15 protein-coding genes are annotated in these 15,542 nt (G+C 60.5%); 4 read left to right on the top strand and 11 right to left on the bottom strand.

Annotated elements, in window-relative coordinates:
• Positions 1 to 233 precede the first annotated feature (233 nt).
• Together ptsP and D8U70_RS05880 are read right to left on the bottom strand one after the other, a co-directional pair.
• Positions 234 to 2,513 (bottom strand): phosphoenolpyruvate--protein phosphotransferase, encoded by a 2,280-nt coding sequence (ptsP, locus tag D8U70_RS05885; RefSeq protein WP_024014698.1) that lies wholly within the window; start codon positions 2,511 to 2,513, stop codon positions 234 to 236.
• Positions 2,514 to 2,535: 22 nt separating this feature from the next.
• Positions 2,536 to 3,015, bottom strand: coding sequence for an RNA pyrophosphohydrolase (locus D8U70_RS05880; RefSeq protein WP_003229203.1), 480 nt, complete (start codon positions 3,013 to 3,015; stop codon positions 2,536 to 2,538).
• Positions 3,016 to 3,158: 143 nt separating this feature from the next.
• On the opposite strand from D8U70_RS05880, the gene D8U70_RS05875 reads away from it, so the two are divergent.
• Positions 3,159 to 3,815, top strand: a complete 657-nt coding sequence (locus D8U70_RS05875) for an HAD family hydrolase (protein ID WP_073471005.1) — start codon at positions 3,159 to 3,161, stop codon at positions 3,813 to 3,815.
• Between the two features lie 105 nt (positions 3,816 to 3,920).
• Here the strand turns inward: D8U70_RS05875 and D8U70_RS05870 are convergent, their stop codons facing one another.
• The gene (locus tag D8U70_RS05870; RefSeq protein ID WP_123441765.1) at positions 3,921 to 4,334 is read right to left on the bottom strand and encodes a DUF2269 family protein; all 414 of its coding nucleotides are present in this window, start codon (positions 4,332 to 4,334) and stop codon (positions 3,921 to 3,923) included.
• 41 nt (positions 4,335 to 4,375) lie between these two features.
• Positions 4,376 to 5,890, bottom strand: a complete 1,515-nt coding sequence (gene ilvA / locus D8U70_RS05865; protein WP_071172186.1) for a threonine ammonia-lyase, biosynthetic — start codon at positions 5,888 to 5,890, stop codon at positions 4,376 to 4,378.
• A 317-nt stretch (positions 5,891 to 6,207) separates the two neighbouring features.
• Between ilvA and rpiA the strand changes: the two genes are divergently transcribed.
• The gene (rpiA, locus tag D8U70_RS05860) at positions 6,208 to 6,882 is read left to right on the top strand and encodes a ribose-5-phosphate isomerase RpiA (RefSeq protein WP_007913886.1); all 675 of its coding nucleotides are present in this window, start codon (positions 6,208 to 6,210) and stop codon (positions 6,880 to 6,882) included.
• A 143-nt stretch (positions 6,883 to 7,025) separates the two neighbouring features.
• Here the strand turns inward: rpiA and D8U70_RS05850 are convergent, their stop codons facing one another.
• From D8U70_RS05850 to D8U70_RS05835, 4 genes are all read right to left on the bottom strand, one after another.
• On the bottom strand, positions 7,026 to 7,943 hold the full coding sequence (locus tag D8U70_RS05850) for an SdiA-regulated domain-containing protein (protein ID WP_130889107.1): 918 nt from the start codon (positions 7,941 to 7,943) through the stop codon (positions 7,026 to 7,028).
• 183 nt (positions 7,944 to 8,126) lie between these two features.
• Positions 8,127 to 9,050: an SdiA-regulated domain-containing protein gene (locus D8U70_RS05845; protein WP_130928466.1), complete on the bottom strand. Its 924-nt coding sequence runs from the start codon at positions 9,048 to 9,050 to the stop codon at positions 8,127 to 8,129.
• A 314-nt stretch (positions 9,051 to 9,364) separates the two neighbouring features.
• Positions 9,365 to 10,030, bottom strand: coding sequence for a fumarylacetoacetate hydrolase family protein (locus D8U70_RS05840; RefSeq protein WP_130928465.1), 666 nt, complete (start codon positions 10,028 to 10,030; stop codon positions 9,365 to 9,367).
• 41 nt (positions 10,031 to 10,071) lie between these two features.
• Positions 10,072 to 11,466 carry an FAD-binding oxidoreductase gene (locus D8U70_RS05835; RefSeq protein ID WP_041476861.1) on the bottom strand — a complete coding sequence of 465 codons (1,395 nt, stop codon included), beginning with the start codon at positions 11,464 to 11,466 and terminating at the stop codon, positions 10,072 to 10,074.
• A gap of 205 nt (positions 11,467 to 11,671) precedes the next feature.
• Between D8U70_RS05835 and serA the strand changes: the two genes are divergently transcribed.
• Positions 11,672 to 12,901, top strand: a complete 1,230-nt coding sequence (gene serA, locus D8U70_RS05825; RefSeq protein WP_024014707.1) for a phosphoglycerate dehydrogenase — start codon at positions 11,672 to 11,674, stop codon at positions 12,899 to 12,901.
• A gap of 113 nt (positions 12,902 to 13,014) precedes the next feature.
• On the opposite strand, the gene D8U70_RS05820 is transcribed toward serA, so the two are convergent.
• On the bottom strand, positions 13,015 to 13,440 hold the full coding sequence (locus D8U70_RS05820) for a DUF4399 domain-containing protein (RefSeq protein ID WP_024014708.1): 426 nt from the start codon (positions 13,438 to 13,440) through the stop codon (positions 13,015 to 13,017).
• 135 nt (positions 13,441 to 13,575) lie between these two features.
• On the opposite strand from D8U70_RS05820, the gene D8U70_RS05815 reads away from it, so the two are divergent.
• Positions 13,576 to 14,139 (top strand): transporter substrate-binding domain-containing protein, encoded by a 564-nt coding sequence (locus tag D8U70_RS05815; RefSeq protein WP_073471001.1) that lies wholly within the window; start codon positions 13,576 to 13,578, stop codon positions 14,137 to 14,139.
• Between the two features lie 224 nt (positions 14,140 to 14,363).
• Here the strand turns inward: D8U70_RS05815 and D8U70_RS05810 are convergent, their stop codons facing one another.
• Positions 14,364 to 14,849: a DUF523 domain-containing protein gene (locus D8U70_RS05810; RefSeq protein WP_110644456.1), complete on the bottom strand. Its 486-nt coding sequence runs from the start codon at positions 14,847 to 14,849 to the stop codon at positions 14,364 to 14,366.
• A gap of 2 nt (positions 14,850 to 14,851) precedes the next feature.
• Positions 14,852 to 15,484: a 2OG-Fe(II) oxygenase gene (locus D8U70_RS05805; protein WP_130928464.1), complete on the bottom strand. Its 633-nt coding sequence runs from the start codon at positions 15,482 to 15,484 to the stop codon at positions 14,852 to 14,854.
• Between the last annotated feature and the right edge of the window lie 58 nt (positions 15,485 to 15,542).

Below are 15,542 nucleotides of genomic sequence, written 5' to 3'. Positions count from 1 at the left end.
ATGGATTCAGCAAAGCACTTACAGGTCGACGGAGTTCTGCAGCATCCCCCAATCAGTCCCCTCTCCCTCTGGGAGAGGGGGCCGACCGAAGTGTCTTGTGGTATACATCGACCTGAAAGATCGAGTCGATTATGGATTCAGCAAAGCACTTACAGGTCGACGGAGTTCTGCAGCATCCCCCAATCAGTCCCCTCTCCCTCTGGGAGAGGGCTAGGGTGAGGGGCTTTTGATCTTTAGAGAGCCTTGGTCACCACCGGCGAATTCATTTTCGCCAACCCGAGATTCTTCAGCGCCAGTTGCAGCGAGCTGTGGATAACCTGCGGGTTATCGATCTTCATCAGTTCCGCCAGCATCTCCTGCGCCTTGCTCAGGTTCACCTGACGCAACATCCACTTCACCTTCGGCAGGTTGGTGGCGTTCATCGACAGGCTGTCGAAGCCCATCGCCATCAACAGCACCGCCGCCGCTGGATCCCCGGCCATCTCGCCGCAGATACTCACCGGTTTGCCTTCGGCATGGGCGTCAGTGACCACCGTTTGCAGGGCTTGCAGCACCGCCGGGTGCAGATAGTCGTAGAGGTCGGCGACGCGCGGGTTGTTGCGGTCTACCGCCAGCAGGTACTGGGTCAGGTCGTTGGAGCCAACGGAGAGGAAGTCGACCATCCGCGCCAGTTCCTTGGTCTGGTACACCGCTGCCGGGATTTCGATCATCACGCCGATCGGCGGCATCGGCACATCGGTACCTTCGTCGCGCACTTCGCCCCAGGCACGGTGGATCAGGTGCAGGGCCTCTTCGAGTTCGTGAGTGCCGGAGATCATCGGCAGCAGAATCCGCAGGTTGTTCAAGCCTTCGCTGGCCTTGAGCATCGCGCGGGTCTGCACCAGGAAGATTTCCGGGTGGTCGAGGGTGACGCGGATACCGCGCCAGCCGAGGAACGGGTTGTCTTCCTTGATCGGGAAGTACGACAGCGATTTGTCACCGCCGATGTCGAGGCTGCGCATGGTCACCGGTTGCGGGTGGAACGCGGCGAGCTGTTCGCGGTAGATCGCCAGCTGTTCCTTCTCGCTCGGGAAGCGCTGGTTGATCATGAACGGCACTTCGGTGCGGTACAGACCAACCCCTTCGGCGCCACGCTTCTGCGCCCGCGCCACATCGGCGAGCAGGCCGGTGTTGACCCAAAGCGGCATGCGGTGGCCATCAAGGGTCACGCACGGCAGGTCGCGCAGGGTGTCGAGGCCCAGCGCCAGTTGTTTCTCTTCTTCGACGACTTCGGCGAACTGCTTGCGCAGCACTTCGCTGGGGTTGGTGTAGACCTCGCCACGGGTGCCGTCGACGATCATTTCGATGCCGTCGACCTTGGCGTACGGCAGGTCGACCAGGCCCATCACCGTCGGAATGCCCATGGCCCGGGCCAGAATCGCGACGTGGGAGTTACCCGAACCGAGTACCGAGACCAGACCGACCAGCGTGCCTTCCGGCACCTCGCCGAGCATCGCCGGCGTCAGCTCTTCGCTGACCAGAATGGTTTTTTCCGGGTAGACCAGGTTCTGCTGGCGCTCTTCCTGCAGATAGGCGAGCAAGCGGCGGCCAAGGTCTTTGACGTCCGAGGCGCGCTCGCGCAGGTAGGCGTCGTCCATCAGTTCGAAACGGTTGACGTGCTCAGTGACCACCTGACGCAGCGCGCCCTGAGCCCACTGCCCCGTCTTGATCACCGTAGTGATTTCGCTGCCCAGCGAGGCATCGTCGAGCATCATCAGGTAGACGTCGAACAGCGCGCGCTCTTCCGGGCGCAACTGGGTCGCGAGTTTGGCGGACAAGGCGCGCATGTCGGCGCGCACGCCTTCGATGGCGGTCTTGAACAGCGCCAGCTCGGCGTTGATGTCAGTGATGGTCTTGTCCGGCACCACGTCCAGGTCCGCCGGCGGCAGCATGACCACGGCGGTACCGACGGCAGCACCCGGCGAACCCGGCACGCCGACGAACTTGGCTTCCTGAATGCCCTTGCCCTGCCGGCCCAGACCACGGATCGAACCGGTGGCCTCGGCGTGGGCGATTACGCCGGCGAGCTGCGCGCTCATGGTCACGAGGAAGGCTTCTTCACCTTCGTCGAACTGGCGGCGTTCTTTCTGCTGGATGACCAACACGCCGACGACGCGGCGGTGGTGAATGATCGGTGCACCGAGGAACGAGGCGTAACGCTCTTCACCGGTTTCGGCGAAATAGCGATAGCGCGGGTGAACCGAAGCGTTTTCCAGGTTCAGGGGTTCTTCACGCGTGCCGACCAGACCGACCAGACCCTCGTTGGGGGCCATGCTGACCTTGCCGATCGAGCGCTTGTTCAAGCCCTCGGTGGCCATCAGGACGAAGCGATTGGTTTCCGGATCAAGCAGGTAGACCGAGCAGACCTGGCTGCCCATGGCCTCTTTGACGCGCAACACAATAATCCCCAACGCCGCCTTGAGATCCTTGGCGGAGTTAACTTCCTGGACGATCTTGCGCAGCGTATTGAGCATGGCTCGGGGTCGAACTCCGTCGTCAGTCGCGCGCTAAAAGGCGCGGGGCAAGCTCTTTGAGAGCGCGTCGATACACCTCGCGCTTGAATGTCACCACCTGGCCCAACGGATACCAATAGCTGACCCAGCGCCAGCCATCGAACTCCGGTTTACCGGTCAGATCCATCCGCACCCGCTGCTCGTTGGAGATCAGGCGCAGGAGAAACCATTTCTGTTTCTGGCCGATGCACAGCGGTTGGCTGTGGGTACGCACCAGGCGTTGCGGCAAACGATAGCGCAACCAGCCTCGGGTACAGGCCAGTATTTCAACATCTTCACGTTCCAGGCCAACTTCTTCGTTCAGCTCGCGGTACAAGGCGTCTTCCGGCGTCTCCTCGGGGTTGATCCCCCCTTGCGGAAACTGCCAGGCGTCCTGATTGATACGGCGAGCCCATAGCACCTGGCCGGCGTCATTCGTCAGAATGATCCCGACATTGGGGCGGAAACCATCGGGGTCGATCACGGCAACAACCTCGCAAACGCATGTCGCCGCATTGTTCCACAAAGCTTGATGAGGCGGCAACGAAGGTTCCTACCTTATGTGCACTCTTGTGAAAAGACCGTATTCTTGTCGCCTTTTTACTGACTTTTCAGCGGGTAACTGCAATGCGCCTGGCTTTATTCGATTTGGACAACACCCTTCTGGGCGGCGACAGCGATCACGCTTGGGGCGATTATCTGTGCGAGCGCGGCTTCCTCGACCCGATCGCCTACAAGGCGCGCAACGACGAGTTCTATCAGGATTACCTGGCCGGCAAGCTCGACAACGCCGCCTACCTGAACTTCTGCCTGGAAATTCTCGGCCGCACCGAAATGGCCGTACTCGATGCCTGGCACAGCGATTACATGCGCGACTGCATCGAGCCGATCGTGCTGCCCAAGGCACTGGAGCTGCTGAAAAAGCACCGCGATGCTGGCGACAAACTGGTGATCATCACCGCCACCAACCGTTTCGTCACCGCGCCGATCGCTGTGCGCCTGGGCGTGGAAACCCTGATCGCCACCGAATGCGAAATGGTCGACGGCCGCTACAGCGGGCGCAGCACCGACATCCCGTGCTTCCGCGAAGGCAAGGTCACGCGCCTCAATCGCTGGCTGGAAGAGACCGGGCATTCGCTTGAGGACAGCTATTTCTATAGCGATTCGATGAATGATCTGCCGTTGCTGGAACAGGTGGCGAATCCGGTGGCGGTGGATCCTGATCCGAATCTGCGGGCCGAAGCCGAGAAGCGTGGCTGGCCGGTGATCAGTCTGCGCGGCTGACTCCGCCTTCGCGAGCAAGCTCGCTCCCACAGGGAATTTGTGAACGACACAGATCCAATGTGGGAGCGAGCTTGCTCGCGAATGGGATCGACGCGGTCTCAAGCCTTAAACCGGCTTGGCCCCCATCAACGCCGCTATGGCGACAAACCCGACGCCGCTGACAATCGCCAGGGCCAGATTGAATGTGCGATTGCCCACCCCGCTTGTCCACAGCCGATCCAGCCGGACCAGCAGCCAGACTGCGCTGAGCGTGGCCACGGCGTAGATCACGCTGGATCCCAGAATCCACAATTGGCCCAACGGCCAGCCAACCAGATGCACCAGCCACCAGCCAGTGAAGGGCATGCTGAGCATGCCGATCAGCATCAGGCACCAGATGAACAGCCAGGGACGGCGCATCGTACTGGCCGGCCCTTCACTGCGATTTCGCCAGGTCAGGGCGGCGAGCACCAGCCCGCTCACGAGGATGACCACGGTCGCCGCGACGTGGAGGACTTTCAGGGTGGTCAGGGTTTCCATGTCGTTCTCTTCCGTAGATCCATGCCCATCAGCGTAGCCGCTCAGCCAAGAAACAGCTGATAGGCCGGGTTGTCGCTTTCATCCCAATACGGGTAGCCGATTTCCGCCAGTGCCGCCGGCACCAGATGACGTTCGTCATGGGGCACTTGCAGGCCGGCGACCACGCGGCCGTCCGCTGCGCCGTGGTTGCGGTAGTGAAACATCGAGATATTCCAGCGCCCGCCGAGCTTGTTGAGGAAGTTGAACAGCGCGCCCGGGCGCTCCGGGAATTCGAAGCGCAGCACCACTTCATCGACCACCTGCGCCGCGCGGCCGCCGACCATGTGGCGGATGTGCAGCTTGGCCAGTTCGTTGTCGGTCAGGTCGATAACCGGGAAACCCTGCTCGGTCAGGCTCGCCAGCAAGGCGCTGCGCGGATCGTTGTCCGGGTGGGTCTGCACGCCAACAAAGATGTGTGCTTCGCTGCCGGTGTTGTAGCGGTAATTGAATTCAGTGATCTGGCGCTTGCCGATAGCTTCGCAGAAGGCCTTGAAGCTGCCGGCCTTTTCCGGAATGGTCACGGCGATGATCGCCTCGCGACCTTCGCCCAGTTCGGCGCGTTCGGCGACGTGGCGCAAACGGTCGAAGTTGACGTTGGCGCCGGAGTCGATGGCGACGAAGGTCTGGCCGCTGACGCCACGCTGCTCGACGTACTTCTTGATCCCGGCCACGCCCAGTGCGCCGGCAGGCTCGGTGATCGAGCGGGTATCGTCGTAGATATCCTTGATTGCTGCGCAGATCTCGTCGGTGCTGACAGTAATCACTTCATCGACGTAATCCTTGCAGATCTCAAAGGTGTACTGGCCGATCTGCGCCACCGCCACGCCGTCGGCGAAGATGCCCACGGTCGGCAGAACCACGCGCTCGCCCGCTGCCATCGCTGCTTGCAGGCAATTGGAATCGTCCGGTTCGACGCCGATCACTTTTATGTCCGGGCGCAGATACTTCACGTAAGCCGCGATACCGGCGATCAGCCCGCCGCCGCCGACCGGGACGAAGATCGCGTCCAGCGGCTGCGGGTGCTGACGCAGGATTTCCATGGCCACGGTGCCCTGCCCGGCAATGGTGTGCGGATCGTCGTACGGGTGGATGTAGACGTAGCCTTTTTCATCGACCAGTTTCAGCGAATAGGCCAGCGCTTCCGGAAACGAGTCACCGTGCAGCACCACTTTGCCGCCGCGCGAACGCACGCCTTCGACCTTGATTTCCGGGGTGGTCTTGGGCATGACGATGGTGGCTTTGACGCCCAACACTTTCGCCGCCAGGGCCAGACCCTGCGCATGATTGCCCGCCGAGGCGGTGACCACGCCACGAGCGCGCTCTTCGTCGCTCAATTGCGTCAGCTTGTTGTAGGCGCCGCGAATCTTGAACGAGAACACTGGCTGCAAGTCTTCGCGCTTGAGCCAGATGTCATTGCCCAGCCGCTCGGAGAGCTGGCGAGCGTTCTGCAGCGGGGTTTCTACGGCAACGTCATAAACGCGCGAGGTGAGGATCTTTTTGACGTACTGTTCGAGCATCGGAAAGCATCACTGGCGATTGGGCGGGACCAGCGAGTCTAACCCGCCTTTTGCCGAGGCGACCACACTAAACAGGTGGTTTTAGGGTCGGAAAACCCATTCTTGAGTGAGCACCGTTGTGGCGAGGGGATTTATCCCCGCTGGAGTGCGAAGCGCTCCCCTGCATTTTTTCAGTTACACCGCGTTCCAGGGTTTTACGACGACTGCGTTGCCGAACGGGGATAAATCCCCTCACTACAGCTTGTTTCCCCCTCTACCACCGCGAGGCCTATAATGCCGGCCTTTCTGCCCAACCCTTGCCCGCTTCCGGAGCCCGCATGACCCAGGATCAACTCAAACAGGCCGTGGCCCAGGCCGCCGTCGACTTCATCCTGCCGAAACTCGACGACAAGAGCATCGTCGGCGTCGGCACCGGCTCCACCGCCAACTGCTTCATCGATGCCCTCGCCCAGCACAAGGGCGCGTTCGATGGCGCGGTGGCCAGCTCCGAAGCCACCGCCGCGCGCCTCAAGGGCCATGGGATTCCGGTGTATGAGCTGAATACCGTCAGCGATCTGGAGTTCTACGTCGACGGCGCCGATGAAAGCGATGCGCACCTGAACCTGATCAAGGGCGGCGGCGCGGCGCTGACCCGCGAGAAGATTGTCGCCGCCGTGGCCAAGACCTTCATCTGCATCGCCGACGCCAGCAAACTGGTGCCGGTACTCGGCGAGTTCCCGCTGCCGGTGGAAGTCATCCCGATGGCCCGCAGCCACGTTGCCCGCCAACTGGTCAAACTCGGTGGCGACCCGGTCTACCGCGAAGGCGTATTGACCGACAACGGCAACATCATCCTCGACGTGTTCAACCTGCAGATCACCAACCCGGTGGAGCTGGAAGCGCAGATCAATGCCATCGTCGGCGTGGTCACCAACGGCCTGTTCGCCGCGCGCCCGGCGGATCTGTTGTTGCTGGGCACCAGTGAAGGCGTGAAGACGCTGAAGGCTGAATAACAGACTGCCCACTTGCCTTGGGCTGATAAATAAACCTGTGGGAGCGAGCCTGCTCGCGAAAGCGTCGGGTCAGTCAACATATTCAGAGACTGATCCACCGCCTTCGCGAGCAGGCTCGCTCCCACAGTGTTTTGTGGTGTTGGTCAGTTTTGTGTGGGCTTCTTGAAGACGTAAAACAGATTCGGCTCGCTCACCAGGTACAACGTGCCGTCATCATCCATCGCAATTCCCTCCGCCTGCGGCACGGTTTTCTGCAAACCCTGACGCCCGCCGCTGATCGACATGGTGCTCAAGGGGCGCCCGTCGACATCCAGCTCGATAATCAACCGCGACTCGTCCGACAGTGCCAGTAAGTGCCCGCTGCGCTCGTCGTACTGCAGACTCGACAGATCACGCACGAACATCCCGGCATCGCGCTTGGGGTTGTTGATCACGTGCACCGCGTAGGTCTTGTCCGGCTTGAAGTGCGGAAAACCGTGGACCTCGTAGATCAGCATCGGGTCGCGTTCTTTGGCCACGAACAGCCGCTTGCCCACCGAATCGTAAGCCAGCCCTTCGAAACCCTTGTTGCCGGACATGTGCACGCCGAGGGTCATTTGCTCGGCATCTTCGGCATCGAGAAAAGTGGTGTCGGCCTCGAGGTGGATCTTGATCAGCCGTTGCTGACGCTCGTCGGTGATCACGTAGGTGTCGGCACTGATGTACTCGACGGCTTCCGGATCGCCAAACCCGACCAGAGCGATGCGCCGCAGAATCTTGCCTTCCAGGGACAATTCGACCAGTTCGGAATTCTTGTTGGTCACGGTGAACAGACTTTTACGCACCGGATCGTAGGTCAGCGCCGAAACGTCATCGTCGAGCCCGTCGATCGGTCGCGCTTCGATGGTCACCCGATATTGATCCAGGCCGATCGCCTCGCTGCTCACCGGTTGCCACAGCGTGTGCAGGTTGAACCAGGCGCGCTCGAACAGGCGCAGGTATTGGCCGATCGCGATCAACGCGATCAGGACAATCATCAACAGGACGAGGATCAGCGGTTTGGGGCGGGCAAGTCGACGCATTCAGGCAGGCTCGGATTCATGACAGGCCGATGAAATATCACGCCCGTCTGAATTGAAGCTTAATGGCCACTTGCCTCAGATCACAAGCCAAGCGCCGTAGGAGCTGCCGAAGGCTGCGATTTTTTGACTTTCATAAGCAAGATCAAAAGATCGCAGCCTGCGGCAGCTCCTATAGGGAAGGCATCACTGGTGTTTTTCGAATCGGTAGAACAGGTTCGGTTCGCTGACCATGTACAGCGTGCCGTCCGCATCCATGGTCATGCCTTCGGCGCGGGGAATGGTGTCTTTCAGACCGTTGAAATTCCCAAGCAACGTCATGAAGCTGACTTGCTTGCCATCCTCGTCGAGTTCAAGCAACAGATGTGAATCCGCCGACAACACCAGCAGATGGCCAGTGCGCGGATCGACAGCCAGCGCCGACAGGTTGCGCAGATCCAGCTGATCGCTGGCCAGTTTCTGCTTGTCGCCCTGCAGGGTCTGGCCGCCATCGCTTTTCCACGTGAACAGCGCCGGTGGGCGTTCCTCCCCCAGAATAAGTCGCTGATTGCGCGGATCCCACGTGATGGCCTCAAAAGCCTTGTTCTGATCTTTCGACGGCCCGAGGTCGTATTTCGGGAAATCGGCGATGTTCAGCTCACGGGTCGCGGCATCGACCTTAACGATCGACAACGTATGCTCACGCTCATCGACAATGGCCAGCAAACCGTTTTCCATGACCGTCAAGCCTTCCGGATTGCTCCAGCCCACCAACGGCATCTTGCGCAAAACGTCGCCCTGAAGCGTCAGCTCGACCAGGAAGGCATTCTTGCCCATCACCGCAAACAGGGTCCTGGTCTGCGGGTTATAGGCCAGATCCGAAGCTTCGTCCTTTTCCATGCCCGGCAGCGGCTTGGCATCGATCACCACCTGATAATCCGGCAGCCAGACACTCTCCTTCTGCTCTGCCTTGCTCTCGAAGCGCTCCAGCACCCACAGCACGCCGCGATCATCCCAATGCATGGCGAACGCCAGCCCATAGGCTGCGGCGATGACCAGCAACAGCCAGACATACCAGCGCAGGACGAAGCGCGAACGGGAGGGGGATTTCTGCTGAGTTGGAGATGCCATCAAGGGATGCGTTCCGTTAATTCAGGCCAAGGGTAATAGCACAAAGAGGCCGGCTGAGACGCCAGAATCGCGGGAATTATCCAGAGAGGATGTGAAAAAAACGGGAAATGGCGGGATTGGCGTGTGCATTTTGCCAGCAGCAACACATTACAGATATGGAATGGCCCTTGTGGCGAGGGGATTTATCCCCGTTGGCGCGCGAAGCGCGCCCCTCTTGATCTTGAAGAGGGGCCTGCTGCGCAGTCCAACGGGGCGGTGCGACGTTTCGCTAAACCCCCTCACCACAAAGCTCACCCCTGCAAGGGGTTCTGCGGTTAGCGCACGCTGCTGCTGAAGCGGCTCGCCCCCGGCAGTTCGAGGACGATTTCATCGCCGACGTTCAGCGGGCCGACGCCCACTGGCGTACCGGTGAGGATCACGTCGCCGGCCTGCAGCGAGAAGCAGCCGGCCATGTGCTGGATCATCGGCACGATCGGGTTGAGCATCGCGCTGCTGTTGCCGTCCTGGCGCACTTCGCCGTTGATGGTCAGGCGGATGCCAATGTCGGTCAGGTCAGCGAAGGTGCTGCCGACCACGAACGGCGCGATCACCGCCGCGCCGTCGAACGACTTGGCGATTTCCCACGGCAGGCCCTTGGCTTTCAGCTCGGCCTGCTTGTCGCGCAGGGTCAGGTCCAGCGCCGGGGCGAAGCCGGAGATCGCATCGAGGACTTCTTCACGGCTTGGTTTGGTCGACAGCGGCTTGCCGATCAACACGGCGATTTCCGCTTCGTAGTGCACTGAACCACGCTCGGCCGGAATGCTGAACCCGCCTTCCAGCGGCACCACGCAACTGCCCGGCTTGATGAACAGCAGCGGCTCGGTCGGCACTGGGTTATCCAGTTCCTTGGCGTGTTCGGCGTAATTGCGGCCAATGCACACGACTTTCCCGATCGGGAAGTGAATGCGCGTGCCGTCGACGTACTGGTGCTGATAGCTCATTTACCGACTCCTGCCTTTATTGATTCAACAGAGATTACCGATCAAACCGGGAAAATCTTGCCCGGGTTCATGATGCCGTTCGGGTCGAACACTGCCTTGACCGCTTTCATGTACTCGATCTCGGCCGGCGAGCGGCTGTAGGTCAGGTAATCACGCTTGGTCATACCGACGCCGTGCTCGGCCGAGATCGAGCCGTTGTACTTCTCGACGGTTTCGAACACCCACTTGTTGACGGTGGCGCACTTGGCGAAGAACTCGTCCTTGCTCAGATTTTCCGGCTTGAGGATGTTCAGGTGCAGATTGCCGTCGCCAATGTGGCCGAACCAGACGATTTCGAAATCCGGGTAGTGCTCGCCAACGATCGCGTCGATTTCGCGCAGGAACGCCGGCACTTTCGAGACGGTAACCGAGATGTCGTTCTTGTACGGCGTCCAGTGGGAGATGGTTTCGGAGATGTACTCGCGCAGCTTCCACAGATTGTGCAACTGGGTTTCGCTCTGGCTCATCACGCCGTCGAGCACCCAGCCCTGTTCTACGCAGTGTTCGAAGGTCTCCAGCGCGCTGTTGGCCACTTCTTCGGTAGTCGCTTCGAATTCCAGCAGGGCGTAGAACGGGCACTCGGTCTCGAACGGCGCCGGCACGTCACCACGGCCCATGACCTTGGCCAGGGCCTTGTCGGAGAAGAATTCGAACGCGGTCAGGTCGAGTTTGCCCTGGAAGGCATGCAGCACCGGCATGATCGAATCGAAATCGGCGGTGCCGAGGACCATCGCCGTGAGGTTTTTCGGCGCGCGATCGAGGCGCATGGTCGCTTCGACGACGAAACCGAGGGTGCCTTCGGCGCCAATGAACAGCTGACGCAGGTCGTAACCGGTGGCGTTCTTGATCAGGTCCTTGTTCAGCTCCAGCACATCGCCCTTGCCGGTGACGACTTTCATGCCGGCCACCCAGTTGCGGGTCATGCCGTAGCGAATCACTTTGATCCCGCCGGCATTGGTGCCGATATTGCCGCCAATCTGGCTGGAACCCGCCGAGGCGAAGTCGACCGGATAGTACAGGCCGTTTTCTTCGGCGACGTTCTGCAGATGCTCAGTGACCACACCCGGCTGGCAGACGGCGGTGCGGTCGGTGAGGTTGACGTCGAGAATCTGGTTCATGTAATCGAACGAAACCACCACTTCGCCATTGGCCGCCACCGCAGCGGCGGACAACCCGGTGCGCCCGCCGGACGGCACCAGTGCGACCTTGTGGGTGTTGGCCCAACGCACCACGGCCTGCACTTGCTCGATGGTCTTGGGAAACACGATGGCGCTCGGCGCCGGCGCGAAATGCTTGGTCCAATCCTTGCCGTAAGTGTTCAGGGAGTCGGCGTCGGTGAGGACTTTGCCAGGCTCAACCAGGGTCTTCAGTTCATCAATCAGCGCAGGATTGGTCATCGACAGAACTCTCGAACAATTCATGGTCATCCTGAGAACGCTTCACGTCGCAGGAATGAGTGTTTAGCGGGGTGGCTATGCTAGCATACCGACCCCGCAGGACAGTGCCCAAGGCCAGATCCGCGGTGACGGCTTTGTTGCCGTGCGGGTCAGCTCCAGGCTGCTCCCTCCCTGCCATTTTTCTCCGGGATACAGGTTTACGCAGATGAGCAAGACTTCTCTCGATAAGAGCAAGATCAAGTTCCTTCTTCTCGAAGGCGTCCACCAATCGGCTGTCGACGTCCTCAAGGCGGCGGGCTACACCAGCATCGAATACCTGACTGGTTCCTTGCCGGAAGCCCAGCTCAAGGAAAAGATCGCTGACGCTCACTTCATCGGCATCCGCTCGCGCACGCAACTGACCGAAGAGATCTTCGATCACGCGAAGAAACTGGTCGCGGTCGGCTGTTTCTGCATCGGTACCAACCAGGTTGACCTCAGCGCGGCCCGCGAGCGCGGTATCGCCGTGTTCAACGCGCCGTACTCCAACACCCGTTCCGTAGCCGAGCTGGTACTGGCCGAAGCGATCCTGCTGCTGCGCGGCATCCCTGAGAAGAATGCCTCCTGCCACCGTGGCGGCTGGATCAAGTCCGCCGCCAACTCGTTCGAGATCCGTGGCAAGAAGCTGGGCATCGTCGGCTACGGCTCGATCGGCACGCAGCTGTCGGTGCTGGCTGAAGGCCTGGGCATGCAAGTGTTCTTCTATGACACCGTGACCAAGCTGCCACTGGGCAACGCTACGCAGGTCAACAACCTGCACGAGCTGCTGGGCATGTCCGACATCGTCACCCTGCACGTCCCGGAAACTGCGGCGACCCAGTGGATGATCGGCGAGAAGGAAATCCGCGCCATCAAGAAGGGCGGCATCCTGATCAACGCCGCGCGCGGCACCGTGGTCGAACTCGACGCCCTGGCGGACGCGATCAAGGACAAGCACCTGATCGGCGCGGCCATCGACGTGTTCCCGGTGGAACCACGCTCCAACGACGAAGAGTTCGAAAGCCCGCTGCGTGGCCTCGACAACGTGATCCTGACCCCGCACATCGGTGGCTCGACCGCCGAAGCGCAAGCCAACATCGGTCTGGAAGTAGCAGAGAAACTGGTCAAGTACAGCGACAACGGTACTTCGGTGTCGTCGGTGAACTTCCCGGAAGTGGCCCTGCCGGCTCACCCTGGCAAGCACCGCCTGCTGCACATCCACGAGAACATCCCGGGTGTGATGAGCGAGATCAACAAGGTTTTCGCCGAAAACGGCATCAACATCTCCGGTCAGTTCCTGCAGACCAACGAGAAAGTCGGTTACGTGGTGATCGACGTCGACGCCGAATACTCGGAGCTGGCGCAAGAGAAGCTGCAACACGTCAACGGTACTATCCGTAGTCGGGTGCTTTTCTAAAAGCAGCTACAAGCCGCAAGTTACAAGCGGCAAGTGAAAGCGCTTTGCCTTACTTGCCGCTTGCAGCCAGCCACTTGAAGTAAAAAAAGGGAGCCCCGAAAGGCTCCCTTTTTTTATTTCACGTTGACCGTGATTTTTTCCGAAACGATCGATGGGTCGAACGGCATGTGGCCGCTGTCGCCGAGGATCAGTTGCAAGGTGTGCTTGCCGGGGGCCAGTTTGATCGTGGCTTCGGTCTGCGCCTTGCCGAAATGCATGTGATGGGCGTCAGTCGGGATTGGCGCACCTTCGGCCGGCAGGTCGTCGACGTCGATCAGCAGGTGATGGTGGCCGGTGTTCTTGGTGGTGTCACCCGCCGGGGCCAGCGCGATGTTCTTGACGCCGAACTTGACCTTGAATTCCTGCGAGACGGTGGCGCCGTCCTCGGGAGAAACGATGAACACTTCAGCATCCTTCGGCGCCGGTGTCGCCGCACTGGCCAGCACCGAAACACCCATCAGCACACCGGCCAACGCTGCACGTGACAAAAAGCTTTTCATTTTCTTCTCCAGTTTTTCCGTAAAATCCGCACGGTCATGACAACTTCATGACCATTCGTTGTCGAAGGCACTCGACAACCATAGCAAAGCGAGCCTGAATCAGAGCGTCGCGATAATGATTTCAAAGGAGTGACCATGCGCCTGCTGCCTGGCCTGATCTGCCTGCTACCCCTTCTGAGCCCGCTGGCTCACGCCGAACTGATTGATGACGTCAACGACCGTGGCGAGCTGCGCATAGCCCTTGAGGCTAATACACCGCCCTTCAATTACAAGGAAGGCGACACCCTCACGGGGTTCGAGGTCGAGCTTGGGCAACTTCTGGCCCAAGAGCTGGATGTACGCGCCGACTTCATCGTCACCGACGAGGGCGACCTGCTCCAGGGCGTTGAAAGCGGCAAGTACGACGTCGCGCTCAACCACATAGCACTGACACCCGAACTCAAGGATCGTTTCGACTTCAGCGAGCCGTACGGCGAGGTTGATGGGCAGTTGTTGGCGAAGAAGGACGAGACGCCGCGGCCGATGGTGCTGGTGCAGGCGTTGACGGAAGAGAAGCCGAAAGCGGCGACGCCGGTGGAATTGGCGATACCGTTTCAGAAGGGTAATCCGGCATTTCAGGCCAGCCTCAAGAGCGCGCTGGAGCGGATCAAGGCGGATGGGCGGTTGGCGGCGTTGTCCGAGAAGTGGTTGAAACCGTAAGAGTCCCTCACCCTAACCCTCTCCCGGAGGGAGAGGGAACTGATCCGGGGATGCTTTAGAGGTACGCCGACTTGGGATTGCTATACCGAATCCGAAATCGACTGATCATGGCTTTGTCGAATCCCTGGTCGCCAAGGTCTTTCAGGTCGATGGACAGCGCCAGACACCTCGGTCGGCCCCCTCTCCCCCCGGGAGAGGGCTGGGGTGAGGGCAACGATGGCGGATCAGTCCAAAGCCGCCAGAGTCACCGCCGCCTCAGCCAGCTCAAGCTCACTGAAAACCCGAACCCCATGGCGCTTGAGCAACGCCGCCGTCACCCCTTCGCCACTGACTTTAACCCCTCTGAAGGTGCCGTCATACGTCAGCAGATTCCCGCAAGACGGACTGTTGGCCTTGAGCACCGCCACCCGAATGCCGTGTTTTTGCACCAGTTCCAGCGCTTGCCGCGCCCCCTCGAGAAACTGCGCGCTGACATCCTCGCCATCAGTAGTGATGACTGCGGCAATGCCATCCAGCACCTCAACACCCTGCCCGCCAGGAATCTCCGCCGCCGCCCGCGGCGTCGGCAATCCACCCGCCACCTCAGGACACAACGGCACCACGCGCCCTTCTTCGATCCACTGCTCAAGCAGATCAAACGGCCCGCTCGCACCACCGTCATAACGCACGCGATGGCCCAACAGGCAGCGACTGACCAGGATCTTTTCCATGTTCAGAACGGCTCGTTGCCACGGCGACGGAACCAGCCAGTCAGCGACAGGCGCTCGCGATGGGCCGGCATCACTTCGTGGGGCACTTCGCCGGAGAGAAACACCACCAGACAGCCGCCGGTCGGCTGTACGTCATGCACACGTTCTTCGCCCAGGTACATGCGCAATTGGCCACCGTCCTCCGGCAGCCAGGCGTCATTGAGATAGATCACCGCCGACACCATGCGCCGGTCATCATCGCGAAAGCGGTCAACGTGCTTGAGGTAAAACGCGCCGGGCGGGTACAGGGCGAAATGGCATTCGAAATCCTCAAGCCCCAGAAACAGACCGCGATTGAGTGCCTCGCGCAGAATGTCCATCAGGCTCAGGTAACGGTCGGTGGCCTCGGCCTGACCCGGGTCGATCCACTGGATGTGATCGCCGCGAATACCCTCGCGAATCTCCGAAAACGGCCCGCGACCGACCGCTGCCGGCGCCAGCTCACCTTCGGCTTCACGTTTACGGCACTCGGCCGCCAGCGCCCGGGTCAGATCGGCGGGCAGGAAGATGTTCTGCTGCGACCAGCCGTGTTCGGCCAGGTCGTCGACAATGCGTAACAGCAGCGGGTGTTCAGAGGATATCGGCATGGCGCGCATAGTATGCCGACGGCGATAAATCCGACAGAGCCACGCAGCGGCTTGCTACGAATTCTCG

Origin of the sequence: Pseudomonas sp. Sample_20, assembly GCF_004307585.1 — a bacterium.
Taxonomy (GTDB): Bacteria; Pseudomonadota; Gammaproteobacteria; order Pseudomonadales; family Pseudomonadaceae; genus Aquipseudomonas; species Aquipseudomonas atacamensis.
This window is presented reverse-complemented; position numbering and strand designations above follow the sequence as displayed.